We start from the raw sequence: 17,313 nt of genomic DNA on the forward strand, positions 1-17,313 counted from the left end.
TCTCCCCCACGGTTTTCCAATGCGACACGCCGCATTTTTGCCGGGTTTACGAATCCGTGTATTATCTATCGAGGTTTTACGGGCTGTAGCGCAGCTTGGTAGCGCGCTTCGTTCGGGACGAAGAGGCCGCGGGTTCAAATCCCGCCAGCCCGACCAGTTACCCCGCTCATTGCGAGCAGGGTTTTTCATTATGCATTGGCAATTCATTGGCAGAACCATTCATCAACGACCCGAAAACGTCCTCTTCATGATCGGTTTCGCCAATTAACCCAGATGCCACCAAGTATGGCCAGTCAGGCCATCGAGCAACATCTCCGCCAATGGCCCCGAGTGTCCCGACCGCCGCATTATCATGTTGCGGTCAAACGATGCTCACAGCATTCCACGCAATTCAATTACCATAACAACGGAGCATACGAAGAGCAGAATATGAAGAAGAGTCTTATCGCGCTGGCGTTCGGAGCCTTCGCCCTCGGTGCCGCGGAATTCGTCATGATGGGCATTCTCTCGCAGACCGCTCACGACATGGGCGTCACGATCCCACAGGCGGGCCACTATATCTCCGCCTATGCGATCGGCGTGTGCATCGGCACGCTGATCCTGGTGTTCGGCCGCCGTACTCCCCCGAAGAACCTCATCATCCTGTTCATGGTGCTGGTGGTCGTGGGCAACACCATGTCGGCGTTCTCCACCGGCAACATCATGCTGATCGTCGCCCGATTCATCTCCGGCCTGCCGCACGGCGCGTTCTTCGGCACAGCCACGCTGATCGCCAAAACCGTGGCCGACAAGGGCAAGGAGGCGCAGGCCGTCTCCGCGATGGTCACCGGCCAGACCATCGCCAACATGCTCGGCGTTCCCGCCGGCACCATGCTGGGCGAATTCCTCTCCTGGCGCCTCGCCTTCGGCGTGCTCGCCGCATGGGCCGCGGTGACCATCATGCTCGCATTGCTGTGGATCCCGCAGATCCCCGCCGTGCCCGACAAGGGCCTCGCCGGGCAGTTCCAGTTCCTGAAGAAGCGCGGCCCTTGGATGATTCTGGCCGCGGTGTTCCTCGGCAATGGCGGCGTGTTCTGCTGGTGGAGCTACGTTTCCCCGTGGCTGACCGGCGTGGGCGGATTCCCCTCCGGCTTCGTGCCCGTACTGATGATGCTGGCCGGTTTCGGCATGGTCGTCGGCGGTCTGATCGGCGGCAAGGTCTGCGACTCCTGGCGTTATGCCGGCACCGCGGCGCTCGGTCAGGGGATTTCCATGATCGGCCTGCTGGTGATCTTCCTCGTGCCGGGCGGCAACCTGCCGTGCGCGATTCTTACGTTCTGGGTGGCGTTCGGCCTGTTCTTCATCTCCTCACCCCAGCAGCTGCTGATGGCGAACGCCGGCAAGGGCGGCGGTGAGCTGATCGGCGGCGCAACCGTGCAGGTGGCGTTCAACTTCGGCAACGCGGTCGGTTCGATGATCGGCGGAGCGGCGCTGAACGCCAGCGGCATGAACTACCACTACCCCGCTCTGGCCGGCGTGCCGCTGGCACTGCTGTCGGTGATCTGCCTCGTCACGTATTCGATGAGGCATGAATCCAACACCGGCGCATACGAGCGGATGCGCAAGATTGAGGTGTGATGTGGGAAACCTCACAGCCCTTTTGTGATCGAAGCTCCTTTTCATATGCCCTCAACCGCCTAGACTGAATGAAGATTGGGCAGTGTCGACAATGCAAACGTCGATACCGCGACGCGGCCGTGCGTTGCGGACGATGAAACGAGGATCAATATGAGCGCTTTCGATGTCAACGGGTTTCTGAAGGGTCTGGATGCGATCTTCTCCGCGCATGACGCGGCGACGAAGGCCGAGCCATACCTGTTGGATGCGCTGAGCCGTGCGCGCGAGGCGCAGGACGACGGCGCCCAGCTCACCGTGATCAACGAGCTGCTGGGATTCTACCGTTCGCAGGGTCGGCACGCCGACAACCTGCCGCTGGTGAAGGAGTCGCTGGATCTGGCGAAACGCATGGGCCTTGAGGGCAGCGACGCGTGGGCCACCACGCTGATCAACGCGGCCACCGCCACGCGCGCGGCCGGCAGGTACGACGACGCCGAACAGCTGTATCGGCAGGCATTGGAATCCAGTGAGAAGACGCTGGCGCCCACGGACCGCCGGCTCGCCGCGCTGCACAACAACCTTTCCATTCTGTATTCGGAGACGAACCGGTACGACGAGGCGGAATCCGAACTGCGTGAGGCGCTGCGGATTCTGGAGTCCTCCAGCGTCAACGCCACGGAGGATGTGGACGTGGCATCCACCCACACGAATCTGGCGCTGATTCTGATGAACGAGAACCGTGACGACGAGGCACTGAAGCATGCGGCCGAGGCGCTGCGCATCTACCGGCGCGGCCATCTGGAGAACAGCGCGCATTTCGCCTCGGCGCTGGCCGGCTATGCGCAGGCCTGCTTCCACGCGGGCGATCTGGCGAACGCGGTTCGCGCCTACCGCAAGTCGTTGGCGGTGATCGAGGAATGCTACGGCCACAACGACTATTACGCCATCACCAAGGAGAATCTCGAAGGCGCAGAACAGGCCGCAGCCAAGGCCGGTGTGACCGTTCCCGCCGACGACGGTTCGGATTTCTGGGATGCCGAGGGCTCTCGATTCGCGGATGACTCCCAGACCGCCACCAAGATCGCCGGAGCGGCCCAGTCGTTCGACTGGCATATCCAGCCTGAGGATCAGGCGATGACCTCGTCGGCGGCACAGGCGGGTCCGGGCGCGAACCACACCGATTCCACGGCGAACGTCGGCGGGGCCGGTACGGCCACCACGCCGACATCCTCCCCCGCAACCCAGTCCTCCCCCGCAGCCCGCCCGGACATCACCGGTCTGGCCTTGGCGAAACAGTACTGGCTTAACTGCGGCAAGCCGATGATCGCGGACCGATACCCCGAATATCAGGGACGGATCGCGGCCGGTCTGGTGGGTCACGGTTCGGAATGCTACGGATTCGACGATTCGATCTCCCAGGATCACGATTTCGGCCCGCGATTCTGCCTGTGGCTCACCGATGACGATTACGCCGCGATCGGCGAACAGCTGCAGCATGATTACGAGACGCTGTTGCCGAAGGAGTTCATGGGATTCACGGTGAAGAACGCCGACTCCTCCACGCCGCGCGCGCAGGGGGCCTCACGACGTGAGGGCGTGTTCTCCGTGGGCGGTTTCTTCGAAGGCATCACCGGATACCGCGAGGCGCCGGGCGACGACCCCGCCAAGGCGCACGAATGGCTGCTGCTGGACGAGGCCACGCTGGCCGCGGCGACGAACGGTCAGATCTTCGCCGATCCGCTGGGATTGTTCTCGAAGACCCGTCAGGGATTCAAGTCCATGCCCAACGATGTGCGGATCGCATTGATCTCCCGACGTCTGGGCATGATCTCCCAAGCCGGGCAGTACAACTTCCCCCGCATGATCGAACGCGGCGACGGCGCGGCTGCATGGCTGTCGATCAACGAGTTCGTCAAGGCCGTCTCGTCGTTCGTGTTCCTGCTCAACGAGCCGATCACCGTGGGGTACCTGCCGTACTACAAGTGGCAGTTCGCCGCGCTGCGCAAGCTCAGCCGCGGCATGTTCACGCGCATGAGCGATGCGTGCGAACAGCTGGAGAGCGTGCTGCGGCTTTCGTCGGCGGCCTGCTTCGGCGGTGCCGGATTCGGCGAGGGCGGCAAGGGCGCGGGACCGGCCGTGGACGCCATCAACCAGACCATCGAGCATATCTGCGACGAGGTGGTCAAGGAACTCAGGCGCGACGGACTGACCCGCAGCGACGAGCGGTTCCTCGAATGGCAGCGGCCCTACGTGGAGGAGCGGATCGCCAACCCCTGGCTGAAAAGCCTGTAGCGGATGGCACCAAGTCCGCCGCGAACGAACGACGAGACGATGCATGGCAGCGAAACGAAACAGCAAGACGAAACCGAGGAAACGGTATGACGACATCACCCAGCAACAATGAAGCGGACAAGGCCGCAACCGAAGACACCCATATTCTCAGCAGGACCCTCTGGTACGACACTCCGGAGGACGTGAACGATCAGGCGCACAAATCCGAGCTGATCGTGCGACACGAATGGTCGCAGTTCCAGCAGGTGAACAATCAGGGAGGCCGCGCCAACTGCCAGGGCAACTGGCCCACCTTCCATCAGATGCGGCTGAGTCAGTTCCTCACCTGGCGTCTGGAGATGCTCGACAGCTACGCCGAGGATCTCGACGATGCCGATGCCACCGGCCGCAATCTGCTCACCGAAAAGTACGCCCGCATGATGGAGTCCACCGAGCCGGAGCGGTATCACACCGAGCTGGAGCCCCACATGCCGAAGCTGGAACCGGAGCGCGTGAAGGCGCAGGAGGCGGTGATCGCGCAGCAGGTGGCATGGGCGCGGGACTTCCGCGAGCACTTCCCGAAGCTCGGCGAGGCGATGCGCGTGCTGACCACCGACGAGGACGTGATCGGCACCACGTCGTTCGAAACCTATCTGCGCGGCGAGCTCGGCACGTATTCGAACCGCACGTTCGCGATGTACGCGCAGATGATCGTGGATCTGACCGGTGCGGGCGTCAATCTCACCGAGGAGACGCTGCGGCTCACGGTGTCGTTGGGCGGGTTCTCATCGCTTGAGGAGGCCGAGGCCGCCCAGTGACCTCGTCGCCGCCCGGCGAGGTCGCACCGCCCAGCGATAGGACTTTCCTATATCTGGAATAGGTATTCACACACAGGCCCGGTTGCCCTATGATGAGGGTGTTCATCAAGCAGAGTCCCTCGGCACGCCCGTACGCCCGCCATCACAGTTGACGACCCCGGCGCCGCGGTTGCGTTTCGATTGGCTCATGATCAAGGGAGAACATATGTTCACCAACGAGTACCTTCAGCGCGTCTACGCCCAGGTCGAGCAGCGCGATGGCGATCAGCCGGAGTTCCTGCAGGCCGTGAAGGAAGTCTTCGAAACCCTCGAACCGGTTGTGGAGAAGCACCCGGAGTACGAAAAGAACGGCGTGCTGGAGCGCATCGTCGAGCCCGAGCGCGTGGTCAAGTTCCGTGTGGCCTGGGTGGACGACGAGGGCAAGGTGCAGGTGAACCGCGGCTACCGCGTGCAGTTCAACTCCGCGATCGGACCGTACAAGGGCGGTCTGCGCTTCCACCCGACCGTGAACGAGGGCGTCATCAAGTTCCTCGGTTTCGAGCAGATCCTGAAGAACAGCCTGACCACGCTGCCGATGGGCGGCGGCAAGGGCGGTTCGGACTTCAACCCGAAGGGCCGGTCCGATGCCGAGGTCATGCGCTTCTGCCAGGCGTTCATGACCGAACTGTGCCGTCACATCGGCCAGTTCACCGACGTTCCCGCCGGCGACATCAACGTGGGCGGCCGTGAGATCGGCTACCTGTTCGGCCAGTACAAGCGCATCCGCGACGAATACTCCGGCGTGCTCACCGGCAAGGGTCTGGAGTTCGGCGGCTCGCTCGCCCGCACCGAGGCCACCGGCTACGGCGTGTGCTACTACACGCAGGAGGCCCTGCGCGTGCTGCGCAACGATTCGTTCGAAGGCAAGACCGTCGTGATCTCCGGTTCCGGCAACGTGGCCATCTACGCCGCGCAGAAGGCCGAGCAGCTGGGCGCGAAGGTCGTCACCGTCTCCGATTCCAACGGCTACGTGTACGATCCGAACGGCATCAACGTCGACGTGGTCAAGCAGATCAAGGAGGTCGAGCGCGGCCGCATCAAGGAGTACGCCGAGCGCGTGCCGGGTGCCGAATACCATGAGGGCTGCTCCGGCGTGTGGACCGTGAAGTGCGACATCGCCCTGCCGTGCGCCACCCAGAACGAGATCAATGAGGAGTCCGCCAAGGCTCTCGTCGCCAACGGCGTTCAGGCCGTGGTCGAGGGCGCGAACATGCCGAGCACCCCCGAGGCCATCGCCGTCTACCAGCAGGCCGGTCTGCTGTACGGCCCGGCCAAGGCCGCGAACGCCGGCGGCGTGGCCGTCTCCGGTCTGGAGATGAGCCAGAACAGCTACCGTCTGAGCTGGACCTTCGACGAGGTGGATGCCAAGCTGAAGAACATCATGGAGACCATCGTCGCCGAATCCCTGGCCGCCGCCAAGGAGTACGGCCATGAGGGCGATCTGATGCTCGGCGCCAACGCCGCCGGCTTCGTCAAGGTGGCCAACGCCATGGTCGCCCAGGGCATTCTGTAAACGATTCCGCCTGTCCGATCGAGCCTGGGAACAACGCCTCCGCAGTGTTCTCAGGCTCGTTCTCTATCGCTCTATCGATCGTCCATATCGAAGTCTCTCACAGACAATGCGCCATGTACAGCGGAAGTTTGATGCGTTCTCCGTCGCTTTCAAGCTGCCGTGGATGCAGCACATACTCCTTGCCCAATTTACTGCCGTATATCCTGCGGAATTTATCCAAGGATGACGTGCCGTATCGTTTCGTGGATTTCACCTCAACCGGACTGATGCGAGGTTTCATCGCGGCATTGTCATATTCTCGGACAATAAGAAAATCGATCTCCATGGTTTGAGAGGCGTCATTTCGATTCGTTCGAGAGAAGAAATACAGCTTTCTCCCATTCGCACGAAACTGTTGCGCCACGGCGTTCTCGACAAGCATTCCCTCATTCAACGACAATTTGTCAAACAAAATATCGCGGTATACATCGTCAGGGGTGGTTTGCCGGTCCGCGAATGTCTCCGATACCAGCAATCCCGTATCCGACATATAGCATTTGAATGACGAATTGTCTTCATACAGCCCCAAACCCACTGATGGATCAGTTGAATTACGACAAATATTGACCAGCCTTGCATCCTCCAGCCAAAAGAACGCACCGTCATATTCCCGCGAACGCGCATTGGTGCTGATCGACGACAATGTGAACTTCTTTTCGTGTTTGGATAGCTGCCCGGGAATCTGCGCGAAAATGCCTCTCACACGTCCTGCGTCCCCATTGGCGAACTTGCCGATATCATCGCCATAAAGCTGCAGAATGCCTCTTTTGATATCATCCACTTCACCGAAATCACGATTCTCCACATATGCGGCTACGGCTTGTGGCATGCCACCGACCAGAAGATATTCACGCCACAGCCTCATCGCGCGCTTATGAAGGGCATCCGGCAACGGATCAAGCGCTTCGAAGGATCGCCGAATCGTCTCCGCAAGCAGATCTTCACCCATTGCCCAGCAGAATTCCTCGAAGTCCAACGGACCCATGTCTATTTTCCGTTCCTCCGAAGGAATAACGATATTCCGAACATTCTTTTTGATGGAGATCAACGATCCGGTTTCCACATAGTCGTATCGCCCATCTGCGACCAGATATTTGATCAGTTCACGGGCGGCGGGATACTGCTGGACCTCATCGAAGACAATCAACGAATCCCGTTCGTACAGGCGCGTGCGATAATACGTCGACAGCATTAGAAAAAACGTAGTGAGGTCATCACGCTGTTCATCGAATATCTCGCGCACGACATGAGGCAATCGCGCGAAATCGATGAGTATGAATGAGCGGTATTGGGTACGTCCGAAAGCCTCGACAATGGTACTTTTGCCCACACGACGGGCCCCTTCAATCAGCAGAGCTTCATGCCCGTCGGACCGTCGTTTCCAGTCGATAAGTTTGCTCATCATTTTTCGCTTCAGCATACGCACCACTCCGATTACACGAAAATGCCAGTATATACATTTCCAAATTTACACGAAAACAACGATTTAAATAAGTCTCAGATACACGAAAACAATGATATGGAAGCGTTCGAAGTGCACGAAAACAGCAGCGGACAATACATCGCGATCATCCACCCACCCCTATAATTCCACGAAGATTCAGATTGAGGACGCCGTGCATTCAGTTTGGCAAACCGCGGACATTAACCTCATGGATATACAGTGGAAGCATGACTCTACGATTTCGCGGGAACGGCACATTTCGTGTGCTGCAGATGGCCGACATTCAGGATGGACCGAACGTCAACGAGGATACGATCCGCCTGATCAGGGAGGCGATCGCCGTGGCCGAGCCGGATCTCGTCGTGCTTACCGGCGATCAGATCCGCGGCTATGATCCCGCCTACATCGACACGTTCCTGCGCCGCCGCGGGGACACACCCGGCGAGCACATCCGCTCCGTCACGAAATTCGAGGCCAAGGTGCAGGGCCTGGAACCGGAGCACGTCGATCTCGACACGGCCATGGAGCACACCCGCGACAAGGTACGGGAGACCTTCGCCTCGTTCCTGGAGCCTCTGATCACCGCCGACGTGCCGTTCGCCGCCACGTATGGCAACCATGACTTCCAGTGCGGCGTGCTGGCCGACGAGCAGGACGACATGTACCGAGAATTCCCCGGATGTCTCAATCCGCGCGTCCCGGCCGACACCGCGGATGCGAACGCCGTGGATGCGAACGGCGATGATCCGCTCGCCTGCGAGGCGGGGACCTTCGCGCTGCCGATAGAATCATCCGACGGCAGCGGACGGATCGCCATGAGCGTGATGATGGTGAACTCCGGCGACTATGCCGGCGAGGTGGGCGGTGAGGACGGCGAGCCGGGACCTTACGTGGAGACCGACGCGCAGGCCAAGGCCAAGCATCCGATCACCTTCAGCCTGTATTCGCAGCATTCCCGGGCGATCGATCTGGCGGACAGCGCCGGCTACGGTTCTCCGAGCGATCAGGCACTCCGATGGCTGGGCGACGTGCAGCGTCATCTCGGCGAGCGCAACGGCGACGGTCTGCCGGTGCCGGCGATCGCATTCCAGCATATTCCCCCGCAGGAGTTCTACCAGTGCCTGCGCGAAGTGCCCGCGTGGACGCCGTACGCCGTCGAGGGTGCACGGGCCTTCGCCGGCAAATGCTATCTGCTTGACGAATCCAAGTGCCGCCCCGGCTCCCTGCTCGGCGAGTCCATCGGCTGCGCTGACACGAACTGCGGCGAGGTGGATGCCATGCGCAGGGCTGGCGGATACTTCGCCCTGTTCGCCGGGCACGATCATAAGAACGCCTTCGTCGGCCATGTGGACGGCATGGATCTCGGCTATGCCCCCACCTGCGGCTTCACACCGTACGGCCCGAAATCGGCGTTGCGAGGCATCCGCCTGTTCACCTTCCATGAGGACGATCCCGCGATGTACGACACTCGTATGCTCACTTGGGGCGAGCTGATCGGCGAACCATCCAGCAACGAGCTGCGCGTGTTCGTCGGCGATCACCTCGTCACCGACGGCGCATCCTTCCGCAACGAGCTGCGCAAACCCCCGGTTTTCGCCACCCTCGCCCTCAGCGTGGCCACACTGGCCCACGTAGCCTGGCATTCCCTCCGCAAACGACGTCGTTGACGATACTGCCAACTGATTATTCGGCTGAACGTTGGGTTTTCCAGATGAGGTAGGCGGCCAAGGTGATGCAGTCCATGATGTCACCGGCGGCGATCATCTCCTCGATCTCCTCCTCGGAGAGCCAGACGAGACGTGAGTCCGTATCGCCGGCAACGGTAACATCGGCGTCGGCGGTGGCGGCATCGACGGCATCGGCATCAGCGCCAGCGGGCGAGGCCGGACCGTCCACGGTGAGCTCCACCACGGCGATCGAATCGCGCAGCTTGCAGGAGTCGGCGTGCACCGACTGAAGGATTCGCCGCGAGGAAGCCCGCACGCCGGTTTCGCGCAGCAGCTCCTCCTCGGCCACGGCTCCCGCGGTCAGCCCCTTCATGCCCATCGAACGCGGAAACTCCCATTCATACGAATCGGTGGCGAATCGCCAATGACGGGCCAGCAGCAGCATGCCATCGCGTACGGCGACGCACACCACGCCAGGCATGCCGCCCTTCACCTGCGCGAACAGGATCGGCATATGCTCGCCATCCTCGGCACGGTCCCCGGTCATGCTCACATCGGCCTCGATCACCGTGAACCCGGATTCGTCACCCCCTTCGAACACTACGCGTTCGCCGTTGACCACGAACTCGGTCTCCAACCCGGACCGCACCGACGCCACATCGTTGTCCACGCCTGTCATCTTGTTCCTCCAAGGTATTTAAACAACAGATTGTTCTAATCTATCCCGTTTTTCGGTTGCTATCCATATCGACGCACGAAAATCCCAAATACAGCGACGTTCCTTCACAACCATCCAATAACCCCCTATTATGATTTCGCTATATTCCGATTGCCTTTACCGAATTTTCGTTTTCACCCTTTACACTGGGGACATTGATGGAACAGTCAACGAATATTCTCAAGCCCATATCATCGTTTTCGGGAAGTAATCCGCCGATACCGCCTGCACCGGCAAGAAGCAACGCCTCGCCGGACGATCAAATCTCGGCAGACGATCGACCTCGGCCGATCCTCAGCGACCTTTCCGACATGCTGCTGTATCTGGCATTGATCACCCTGCCGGTGGACGGCACGGCCGTCGGCATCCAACTTCCCTACTGGAGTCCGATCGCCCCTTGGTTCTTCCTCGCCTACTCGGTGTGGAACTGGCGGTATCTGCGCCTGACGCTGCGACGATTCCTGCCGTTCTTCCTGTTCCCGATCATGCTGGCGCTCACCTCGATCTACGGGTGGCAGACCATAGCCGTGCATGGCATGGCATTAACGAAATCCTTCGTTTCGATTCTGCTGGGTCTGGCCTGTCTGACGTCATTGGATATCGCCTTCATTCGCAAGCGTCTGTCGTGGAGAACCGCGCTGAGCGTGCTCATCGCCGCATACTGGGTGGCGTTCGCCACGGGGGTTCTGCAGTATCTCGCGCAGGGCGGCCATCTCAATTGGAAGCCGGTACGGGCGTACTTCGTCAATCTGCTCCACCGACCGTACATCTGGACTCGTCCGCAGTTTCTGTTCGCCGAACCCTCGTACATCGGCATGCATCTGTTCGGCGTACTGCTCCCCTGCTACTGGATAACGCGCGACCGTCGGCTGGCCGTGCTCATACCGACGTTCGCGATCGGTTCGATCGCCATGGGGGCAGGCACGCGCATCATCATCGATTCGGCCGTGGCATTGTTCCTGTGGATGGTGACTTCGGTGAACTTCCGCGATCGAAGGGCCACCTGGGGTTTTGTGGGCGGCATGGCTGCCATCGGCATCGGATCGATCGGCGCGATGCTGTTCAATCCTCGGTTGAATTCGCTGCTCACCCATGGGTTGTTGGCCGGCGACGGGTCGATGTCCGCGAGGATCTTCCACGCACTGGCCCCGATGTGGTCGTGGCTGCACGATCCGGCGCATTTTCTGCTTGGGTGGGGTGCCGGCAACATCTCGGACGCGGTGAGGAACGGGTATCTCGGCGCCCGGCGCTGGTATGACGCGCATGGCGGCATCGTGGGCTGGGAGATCCGGAGTCTGGCGGACCCGCCTGCCGACACCTTCACCATGAGCCTGTATTCGAGTTTCATCAGCGAATTCGGCATCCTGATGTTCGCCGTGTTTCTGCTGATGTCGGTGATTCACGTCACCCGTCATCACGCGTGGAATCGCACCGTCGTGGTGTGGATGGTGCTGATCGCGTACCTGTACATCCAGTTCGAGTCCTACGCCTTCTACGCCATCCCCCTGTTCATCTGGACGGTCGGCAACCAGCACGGCTGCGGACTGTTCGAAAAAGACGCTTAGGCCGTGGGTTCACGACGGCATCACAGCAATACAATTTGCGAATATTTCGTTTACATGCCATACTGAACATATTCACACATCCACCGCAGGGTATTCAGCATGAAAGGAAACGCACATGGGAACGCAGAGCATTTCCAAGGATTCCGCGACGTATATGCCCAATGCGGAAGATCGCAAACAACTCATCGACATCAAAGAAGCGTTGGCCAGCCTATCGGAAGACAGAGCATCCTTTGATCACGAATTTGATGGCATAACGTCTCAAAAGGACTTTCCAGTAGCGATGCTTAAAGTCCCCGGCGAAAACGATCGCCCACTTACCCCGGAACTTGCGGATGTACTGCTGAAGGTCGCCGATCAACTGGCAAAGGGAAAGGCCGTATTTGTCGCCCCATATGATACGAGACTCACCACTCAAGACGCTGCGGACTTTCTCGGCATATCCCGACCGACTCTGGTGAAGCTGCTGGAGCAGGGGAAGATTCCTTTTGAAAGGGTAGGCCGTCATCGTCGCGTTCTGTTGTCTGATTTGCAGCAATACTCGGAGACTCGTCATCGTGATAATCTTCGTATCTTCGACGATATCGCTTCGGATGAAGATCCGAAGGCAACACTGGACAACCCGCTGCTGTCATAACAACGATAATCTGCATCGAGGAGGACGGCAGTCATGAGCTTTCCGGATTAAAGCAGTTACATAGCAGTGGAGGGGTGGAATCGGTTGGATTCCACCCCTCCACGGTTTATGTTCCGAATTCGACGGGATTCAGGACAGTCAGCGCCTGCGCTTCTTCTTGCCGTGGCCCTTCTTGTCGTCTTCGTAATAGTAGTAATAGTAGTTCTTCGAATGGGTCTTCTTCGGGTCGGCGAAGTTGAACACGAAGCCGAGGATCGGCACTTCGGCGGTTTTCAGGGACTGCATGGTGTTCTGCAGCTCCTTCTTCTCCACCACGCCCTTACCGGTCACCAGCACGAGACCGCCGGCCATGCGGCCGAACACCGTGGCGTCGTTGGCCACGGAAAGCGGGGCGGTATCGATGAGCACGTAGTCGTACTGGGTGAGGGCCTGATTCACCAGTTCGGTCATCAGATGCGAGTTGAGCAGGATGCTGGCGTTGGCCGGACGCTTGCCGGCGGGAAGAATATGCAGGTTCTGCTTCCAGTACTTCTGCACCACGTCCTTCGGCGTGGCCTGGCCGGACAGCACATGGGAAAGACCCACATGGCCTTCGATGCCGAGCTTGTGCGCGACGGAGGGGTGACGAAGATCGGCGTCGATGAGCAGTACGCGCTTGCCTTCCTCGGCAAGGGCCACGGCGATGTTCGAGGAGATGGTGGTCTTGCCTTCGGAGGGATCGGTGGAGGTGATGACGATCAGGCGACCGTGCTCGTTCTCATCGGTGGTGAGGAAGGAGAGGTTCGTACGGATGCGGCGGAACTCCTCGGCTTCGCGTCCGGCGGGCTGGGCCACGATCACCGGTCGGCTCTCGTCCAACGTGGCGTTCTGCGGAATCGTGCCGAGCGAGGATGCGTGGGTGATGGATCGCACGTCATCGGAGCTGTCGACCTTGGTGTTGAGCATGTCCTTCAGCAGTGCGACGCCGATGCCGGCGACGATGCCGAGCACGACGGCGGCGGCGAGGAACATCGGAATGTTCGGGGAGCTTTGCTGGGAAGGCACGCTGGCCTTCTTCACGACGGAGAGCTGAACAGGGGATTTCTGCTGAGGCTGCTGCGCGTTGCTGTCGCCGGATGCGCTTGACGACACGTATTCGGAAAGGCTCTTGGCGACGGCGTTGGCGATATCGGACGACTGCTGCGGATCCTTGCTCTCCACGGAGATGTCGACCATGAAGGAGTTGGTCGGGTTCGACACCGTGATCATGCCGGCCAGCTGATCGGCCGTGTAGTTCAGACCAAGATCGCTGATCACCGGGTCAAGAACCGCTTCAGTCTTAACCAGCAGAGGATAGGTCTGAATCTGCGTGGAAAGATATGCGGCACCGGAATTCATGGCGGATGAATTCTGCGTGGCGTCGGCCACGGAAACATTGTATGAGGCGTATACCTCGGAGGTGGCGGTGTATTTCGCCGGTGCGAGGAACGTATAGGCGACCACGGCTCCGCAGACCACGGCGAATGCGATGATTGCGGTAATGATGCGCCGGCGAATCATCTGAAGAAGATCGGAGATGCTCAATATTCTTCCCTGTTCTTAGACAAAGATTTATATACATCATGCAATGTAGCACACCCTGTTGATTGCCAATCGGGTTGCGACGGACCCTCACAAAACATGACCGCGCGGGAAAACACGGCAAAGGAAAAGCCCCCGAATCGTTATGATTCGGGGGCTCATGCCGTTTATGGCAGGTGCGCAGTCGAGCTTCCCCTACGAGGGGAAGCTGTCGAGCGAAGCGAGACTGATGAGGTGGAGGGACGAAGCAATCAGGCTTCCCCTACGAGGGGAAGCTGGCAGCCGAAGGCTGACTGATGAGGTGGAGGGGAGAAGCAATGAACTGCGCCCCAACCCCCTCATCAGTCGGCTACGCCGACAGCTTCCCCCTGTGGGGGAAGCCCCCATACGGGTACGTGAACTTCCACCGTCCGTTTCCTTGGCTTCCTCCACAGGGGGAAGCCAAGAAGGGCCAGCTAGATCACAGGCTTCTCCACGCGACGCCCTCGCCGCGCCAGCCCGCCTTCACCACCGCACGGTACTCGCCGTAGCTCGTCGTGTACACATGCTCGCCGGAATTACGGTTGTACAGACGGTACACCGGCCTGCCGTTCGAGGGCGCGTACCAAGCGACGCCCTCGTCCCTCCAGCCGAGGCGCACCAGCATGTCGTGCTCCCGCTTGTTCAGCGTCCAGTTGTGGTTGCCGGAACGCCTGTTGTACTCGCGGTACACCGGACGGGCGCCGGGCGTACCCCTGCCCACGGTGACGAACGACGCGCCCCTGCTCTCGTCACGCCAACCCAGACGAACCAGCATGTTCCGCTCCGCGGCGCTGGTCGTGTAGTGGTGCAGACCGGAGTTGCGGTTGTACACGCGGTACACCGGCACCCGCTTCACGGTAGGCTGCGTCGGCGTCGCGTTCTTCGTCCACTTGGCGGTCAGGGTGATGTTCGCGGTCACGCCGCGGTTGAAGTCCCACTTCGCATTGCCGTAGTACCAGCCCGCGAACGTGTAGCCGCTGCGGGTCGGATTCGCCGGCTGCTTCACCTTGCCGCCGTTGGCCACCTTCTGGGCCGCCACCGCGGAACCACCGTTGCTGTTGAACGCCACGGTACGGTACACCACCGGCACGGCGCTCTTCGTCCAATGCGCGGTCAGGGTGATGTTCGCGGTCACGCCGCGGTTGAAGTCCCACTTCGCATTGCCGTAGTACCAGCCCGCGAACGTGTAGCCGCTGCGGGTCGGGTTGGTGGGCTGCTTCACCTTGCCGCCGTTCACGACCTTCTGGGCCGCCACCGCGGAACCACCGTTGCTGTTGAACGCCACGGTACGGTACACCACCGGCACGGCGCTCTTCGTCCAATGCGCGGTCAGCGTGATGTTGCCGGTCACCGCACGGTTGAAGTCCCACTTCGCATTGCCGTAGTACCAGCCCGCGAACGTATAACCGCTACGCGTCGGGTTCGCCGGCTGCTTCACCTTGGCACCGTTGGCCACCTTCTGGGCCGCCACCGCGGAACCACCGTTCGAGTTGAACGCCACAGTGTAGGTCGTCACCACCGGGCCGGTGCGGGTGCCGTAGACCGAAATCTCGTGCAGACCCTGATAGATCGGCTCCTTGCGGCTCGTGGCCTTGTAGTTCTCCTTGATGCCGGTCACGGTAACACGGACGTATCGGGCAGAGGCCGTGCTCGGAAGCACATTCGGAACGAATCCGATGTACGGGTTGTTGGCTTCAGCCTTATACGTGCGGTAGCTGTTGCCATCGAGGCTGTACTCGATCTTGTAGTTGAACGTAGCCTGATGGTAGACATTCAGTCGAGTGGTGAAATCAATCTCGGAAACCGCAACGGGACCACCGAGGTCGACGGTCACGGAATACGGCGGATTCTTCTCTTCCGCGTACTTATCAGAGTTCGCGGTATCGCCATCGGTGAGCACATTCACGCTCTGCTTGGCGGAATCGGTAGCAGGCCGACCCAGGGAAACCAGTCGGGCATTCTGCACCGGCACCGCGCCATACTGGGAATCGACATCAACGCCTTCATACCAGCCGTATGCCAGATACGATCCATTCACGGCAATCGGGAATTCACGCTGAACCGTTCCGATCGGAGTGTGAGGAGTGCGGTAGGCGGCAGCACCGAAGTGAATGCCTCGTGAGGTGTATGTGGTACGCAGGGAACCGGCATCGGTACGCACGCTCACCTGCTGGGTATCGTAGGTGGCGGTATCGCCGATCTCGGTGGTGGAGGACCAACCCGACATCATCGACTTGGACCACTGGTACTTGGCCTGTGAAGGATTCTGCATGGCGGAACGTGAAGTCAGCAGATAGTAGACCCCATTCTTCTTGAACACGTACGGGGCCTCTCCCTGCTCTCCACGAGCGATGTACAGAGGCTTCACCGACGAATCGGCATCGGTCCAACGGCCGTTCAGCTTGACAATGCCGGTATCCTGCTGGTTGTTCGCAGCACCAAGCAGATAGGCATTATTGCCATCGGCAAACAGCGTCACATCATAGACAGGGAACGATTTGATCTTGGCGCTGATGATCACCGGTTCGACCGAATCCATTTCAAGAATGGCGGTACCGTTGATCGCGCTGCTGCCCTTGTTGGGGATGATGTGCGAAGCTGCGATGCTGTTGTGGGTCTGCGGGTTGACGACATTGTGGTTGCCGACGTTGTAGATCGCATTGTCGACTCGCCATACCTTGCCGCTGGTGGTCATGGTGTTGGTCCACTGGCTGTCGTAGCAGTGACGCACGTAGGTCTTGCCGTTATGAACCCAGTCGTACTCCCACCAGGACTTGTGCTGCAATACCACATAGGGTTTGCCGGTGGACTTGTCCGTGGCGTTCACCCACATGTACTTCGTCTTGTACGGACGAGCGTTCGCCGGGCAGTTGGGAGAGGTGAACCACGCGGGACGTCCCTTGGAGTTCAGAGACGAAACGCCGTTCGGAATGTCGGAAGCTTCGTCACTGCCGGGTTGAGATCCCTTGATGTTGCTCATGCTACGGGTGATGTGCGTCGGCGTGAACGGGGTCACCACGTTGGAGGTGGCGGTGACGTTGCTCGGCGAGGCCTTCACTTCGTAGGTGTACTTGGCTCCGACCTTCAGACCGTAGTCGTCGATGGTGTGACCGGTGGTGGTGCCGATCTGGGTGCGAGTGCTACCCTGCACACGATACACGGTGAAGGAGGTCGCGCCGTTGACCCGGCTCCAGTAGATCTTCGCGTTGGTCGCGGACTTCTCGTTCTTCAGTCGGAATTCCTGTGCTGCGACCATCAGGGAACCGCTCGCCGCCGAAGACTCGCCGGTTTCGGCCGCGGGGGTTTCCGCCGCATTGGCCGCTCCCGCAGGGATCAGGCACAGCAGCATGCTGGACGCCGCAATAGCCGCAAGCAGGCGCCGGCCCCTACCTTTCTCGATTAAAGGAATACGCATAGTTTTCTTC

General features: G+C 60.1%; 11 protein-coding genes and 1 tRNA gene. 8 read left to right on the forward strand and 4 right to left on the reverse strand.

What is annotated here, in order from left to right; all coding sequences use genetic code 11:
* The first annotated feature begins 79 nt into the window (after positions 1–79).
* The 5 genes from Uis1B_RS07630 to gdhA all read left to right on the forward strand — a co-directional run bounded on the left by Uis1B_RS07630 (position 80) and on the right by gdhA (position 6,237).
* A tRNA-Pro gene (locus Uis1B_RS07630) sits at positions 80–156 on the forward strand.
* A 273-nt stretch (positions 157–429) separates the two neighbouring features.
* Positions 430–1,617: an MFS transporter gene (locus tag Uis1B_RS07635; protein WP_101617089.1), complete on the forward strand. Its 1,188-nt coding sequence runs from the start codon at positions 430–432 to the stop codon at positions 1,615–1,617.
* Positions 1,618–1,767: 150 nt separating this feature from the next.
* Positions 1,768–3,888 carry a DUF4037 domain-containing protein gene (locus Uis1B_RS07640; RefSeq protein ID WP_101617091.1) on the forward strand — a complete coding sequence of 707 codons (2,121 nt, stop codon included), beginning with the start codon at positions 1,768–1,770 and terminating at the stop codon, positions 3,886–3,888.
* Between the two features lie 182 nt (positions 3,889–4,070).
* A complete protein-coding gene (locus Uis1B_RS07645; protein ID WP_243390315.1) occupies positions 4,071–4,685 on the forward strand; it encodes a DUF4125 family protein in 615 nt (204 codons plus the stop codon).
* 205 nt (positions 4,686–4,890) lie between these two features.
* A complete protein-coding gene (gene gdhA, locus Uis1B_RS07650) occupies positions 4,891–6,237 on the forward strand; it encodes an NADP-specific glutamate dehydrogenase (protein ID WP_101617095.1) in 1,347 nt (448 codons plus the stop codon).
* Positions 6,238–6,334: 97 nt separating this feature from the next.
* Here the strand turns inward: gdhA and Uis1B_RS07655 are convergent, their stop codons facing one another.
* Positions 6,335–7,696, reverse strand: a complete 1,362-nt coding sequence (locus tag Uis1B_RS07655; protein WP_165782796.1) for an ATP-binding protein — start codon at positions 7,694–7,696, stop codon at positions 6,335–6,337.
* A gap of 251 nt (positions 7,697–7,947) precedes the next feature.
* Here Uis1B_RS07655 and Uis1B_RS07660 point away from each other — a divergent pair, with 251 nt between their 5' ends.
* Positions 7,948–9,387 carry a metallophosphoesterase gene (locus Uis1B_RS07660; protein WP_101617097.1) on the forward strand — a complete coding sequence of 480 codons (1,440 nt, stop codon included), beginning with the start codon at positions 7,948–7,950 and terminating at the stop codon, positions 9,385–9,387.
* A gap of 16 nt (positions 9,388–9,403) precedes the next feature.
* Here Uis1B_RS07660 and Uis1B_RS07665 read toward each other — a convergent pair whose 3' ends face one another.
* On the reverse strand, positions 9,404–10,066 hold the full coding sequence (locus Uis1B_RS07665; RefSeq protein WP_101617099.1) for an NUDIX hydrolase: 663 nt from the start codon (positions 10,064–10,066) through the stop codon (positions 9,404–9,406).
* A gap of 350 nt (positions 10,067–10,416) precedes the next feature.
* Between Uis1B_RS07665 and Uis1B_RS07670 the strand changes: the two genes are divergently transcribed.
* Both Uis1B_RS07670 and Uis1B_RS07675 read left to right on the forward strand, forming a co-directional pair.
* A complete protein-coding gene (locus tag Uis1B_RS07670) occupies positions 10,417–11,670 on the forward strand; it encodes a hypothetical protein (RefSeq protein WP_101617101.1) in 1,254 nt (417 codons plus the stop codon).
* A gap of 115 nt (positions 11,671–11,785) precedes the next feature.
* Positions 11,786–12,307, forward strand: a complete 522-nt coding sequence (locus tag Uis1B_RS07675; protein ID WP_101617103.1) for a helix-turn-helix domain-containing protein — start codon at positions 11,786–11,788, stop codon at positions 12,305–12,307.
* A gap of 138 nt (positions 12,308–12,445) precedes the next feature.
* On the opposite strand, the gene Uis1B_RS07680 is transcribed toward Uis1B_RS07675, so the two are convergent.
* Entirely contained in the window at positions 12,446–13,870 is a 1,425-nt protein-coding gene (locus Uis1B_RS07680) for a tyrosine-protein kinase domain-containing protein (RefSeq protein ID WP_101617105.1), read from the reverse strand.
* Positions 13,871–14,327: 457 nt separating this feature from the next.
* Positions 14,328–17,303, reverse strand: coding sequence for an InlB B-repeat-containing protein (locus tag Uis1B_RS07685; RefSeq protein WP_165782797.1), 2,976 nt, complete (start codon positions 17,301–17,303; stop codon positions 14,328–14,330).
* Positions 17,304–17,313: the final 10 nt, after the last annotated feature.

This window comes from Bifidobacterium margollesii, assembly GCF_002860355.1.
Lineage (GTDB): Bacteria > Actinomycetota > Actinomycetes > Actinomycetales > Bifidobacteriaceae > Galliscardovia > Galliscardovia margollesii.

Excerpts from the sequence above, each read along its gene's own strand:
- Uis1B_RS07635 (WP_101617089.1), top strand. The coding sequence starts at position 430 with ATGAAGAAGAGTCTTATCGCGCTGGCGTTCGGAGCCTTCGCCCTCGGT.
- Uis1B_RS07640 (WP_101617091.1), top strand. The coding sequence starts at position 1,768 with ATGAGCGCTTTCGATGTCAACGGGTTTCTGAAGGGTCTGGATGCGATC.
- gdhA (WP_101617095.1), top strand. The coding sequence starts at position 4,891 with ATGTTCACCAACGAGTACCTTCAGCGCGTCTACGCCCAGGTCGAGCAG.
- Uis1B_RS07655 (WP_165782796.1), bottom strand. The coding sequence starts at position 7,696 with ATGCTGAAGCGAAAAATGATGAGCAAACTTATCGACTGGAAACGACGG.
- Uis1B_RS07660 (WP_101617097.1), top strand. The coding sequence starts at position 7,948 with ATGACTCTACGATTTCGCGGGAACGGCACATTTCGTGTGCTGCAGATG.
- Uis1B_RS07665 (WP_101617099.1), bottom strand. The coding sequence starts at position 10,066 with ATGACAGGCGTGGACAACGATGTGGCGTCGGTGCGGTCCGGGTTGGAG.
- Uis1B_RS07670 (WP_101617101.1), top strand. The coding sequence starts at position 10,417 with ATGCTGCTGTATCTGGCATTGATCACCCTGCCGGTGGACGGCACGGCC.
- Uis1B_RS07675 (WP_101617103.1), top strand. The coding sequence starts at position 11,786 with ATGGGAACGCAGAGCATTTCCAAGGATTCCGCGACGTATATGCCCAAT.
- Uis1B_RS07685 (WP_165782797.1), bottom strand. The coding sequence starts at position 17,303 with ATGCGTATTCCTTTAATCGAGAAAGGTAGGGGCCGGCGCCTGCTTGCG.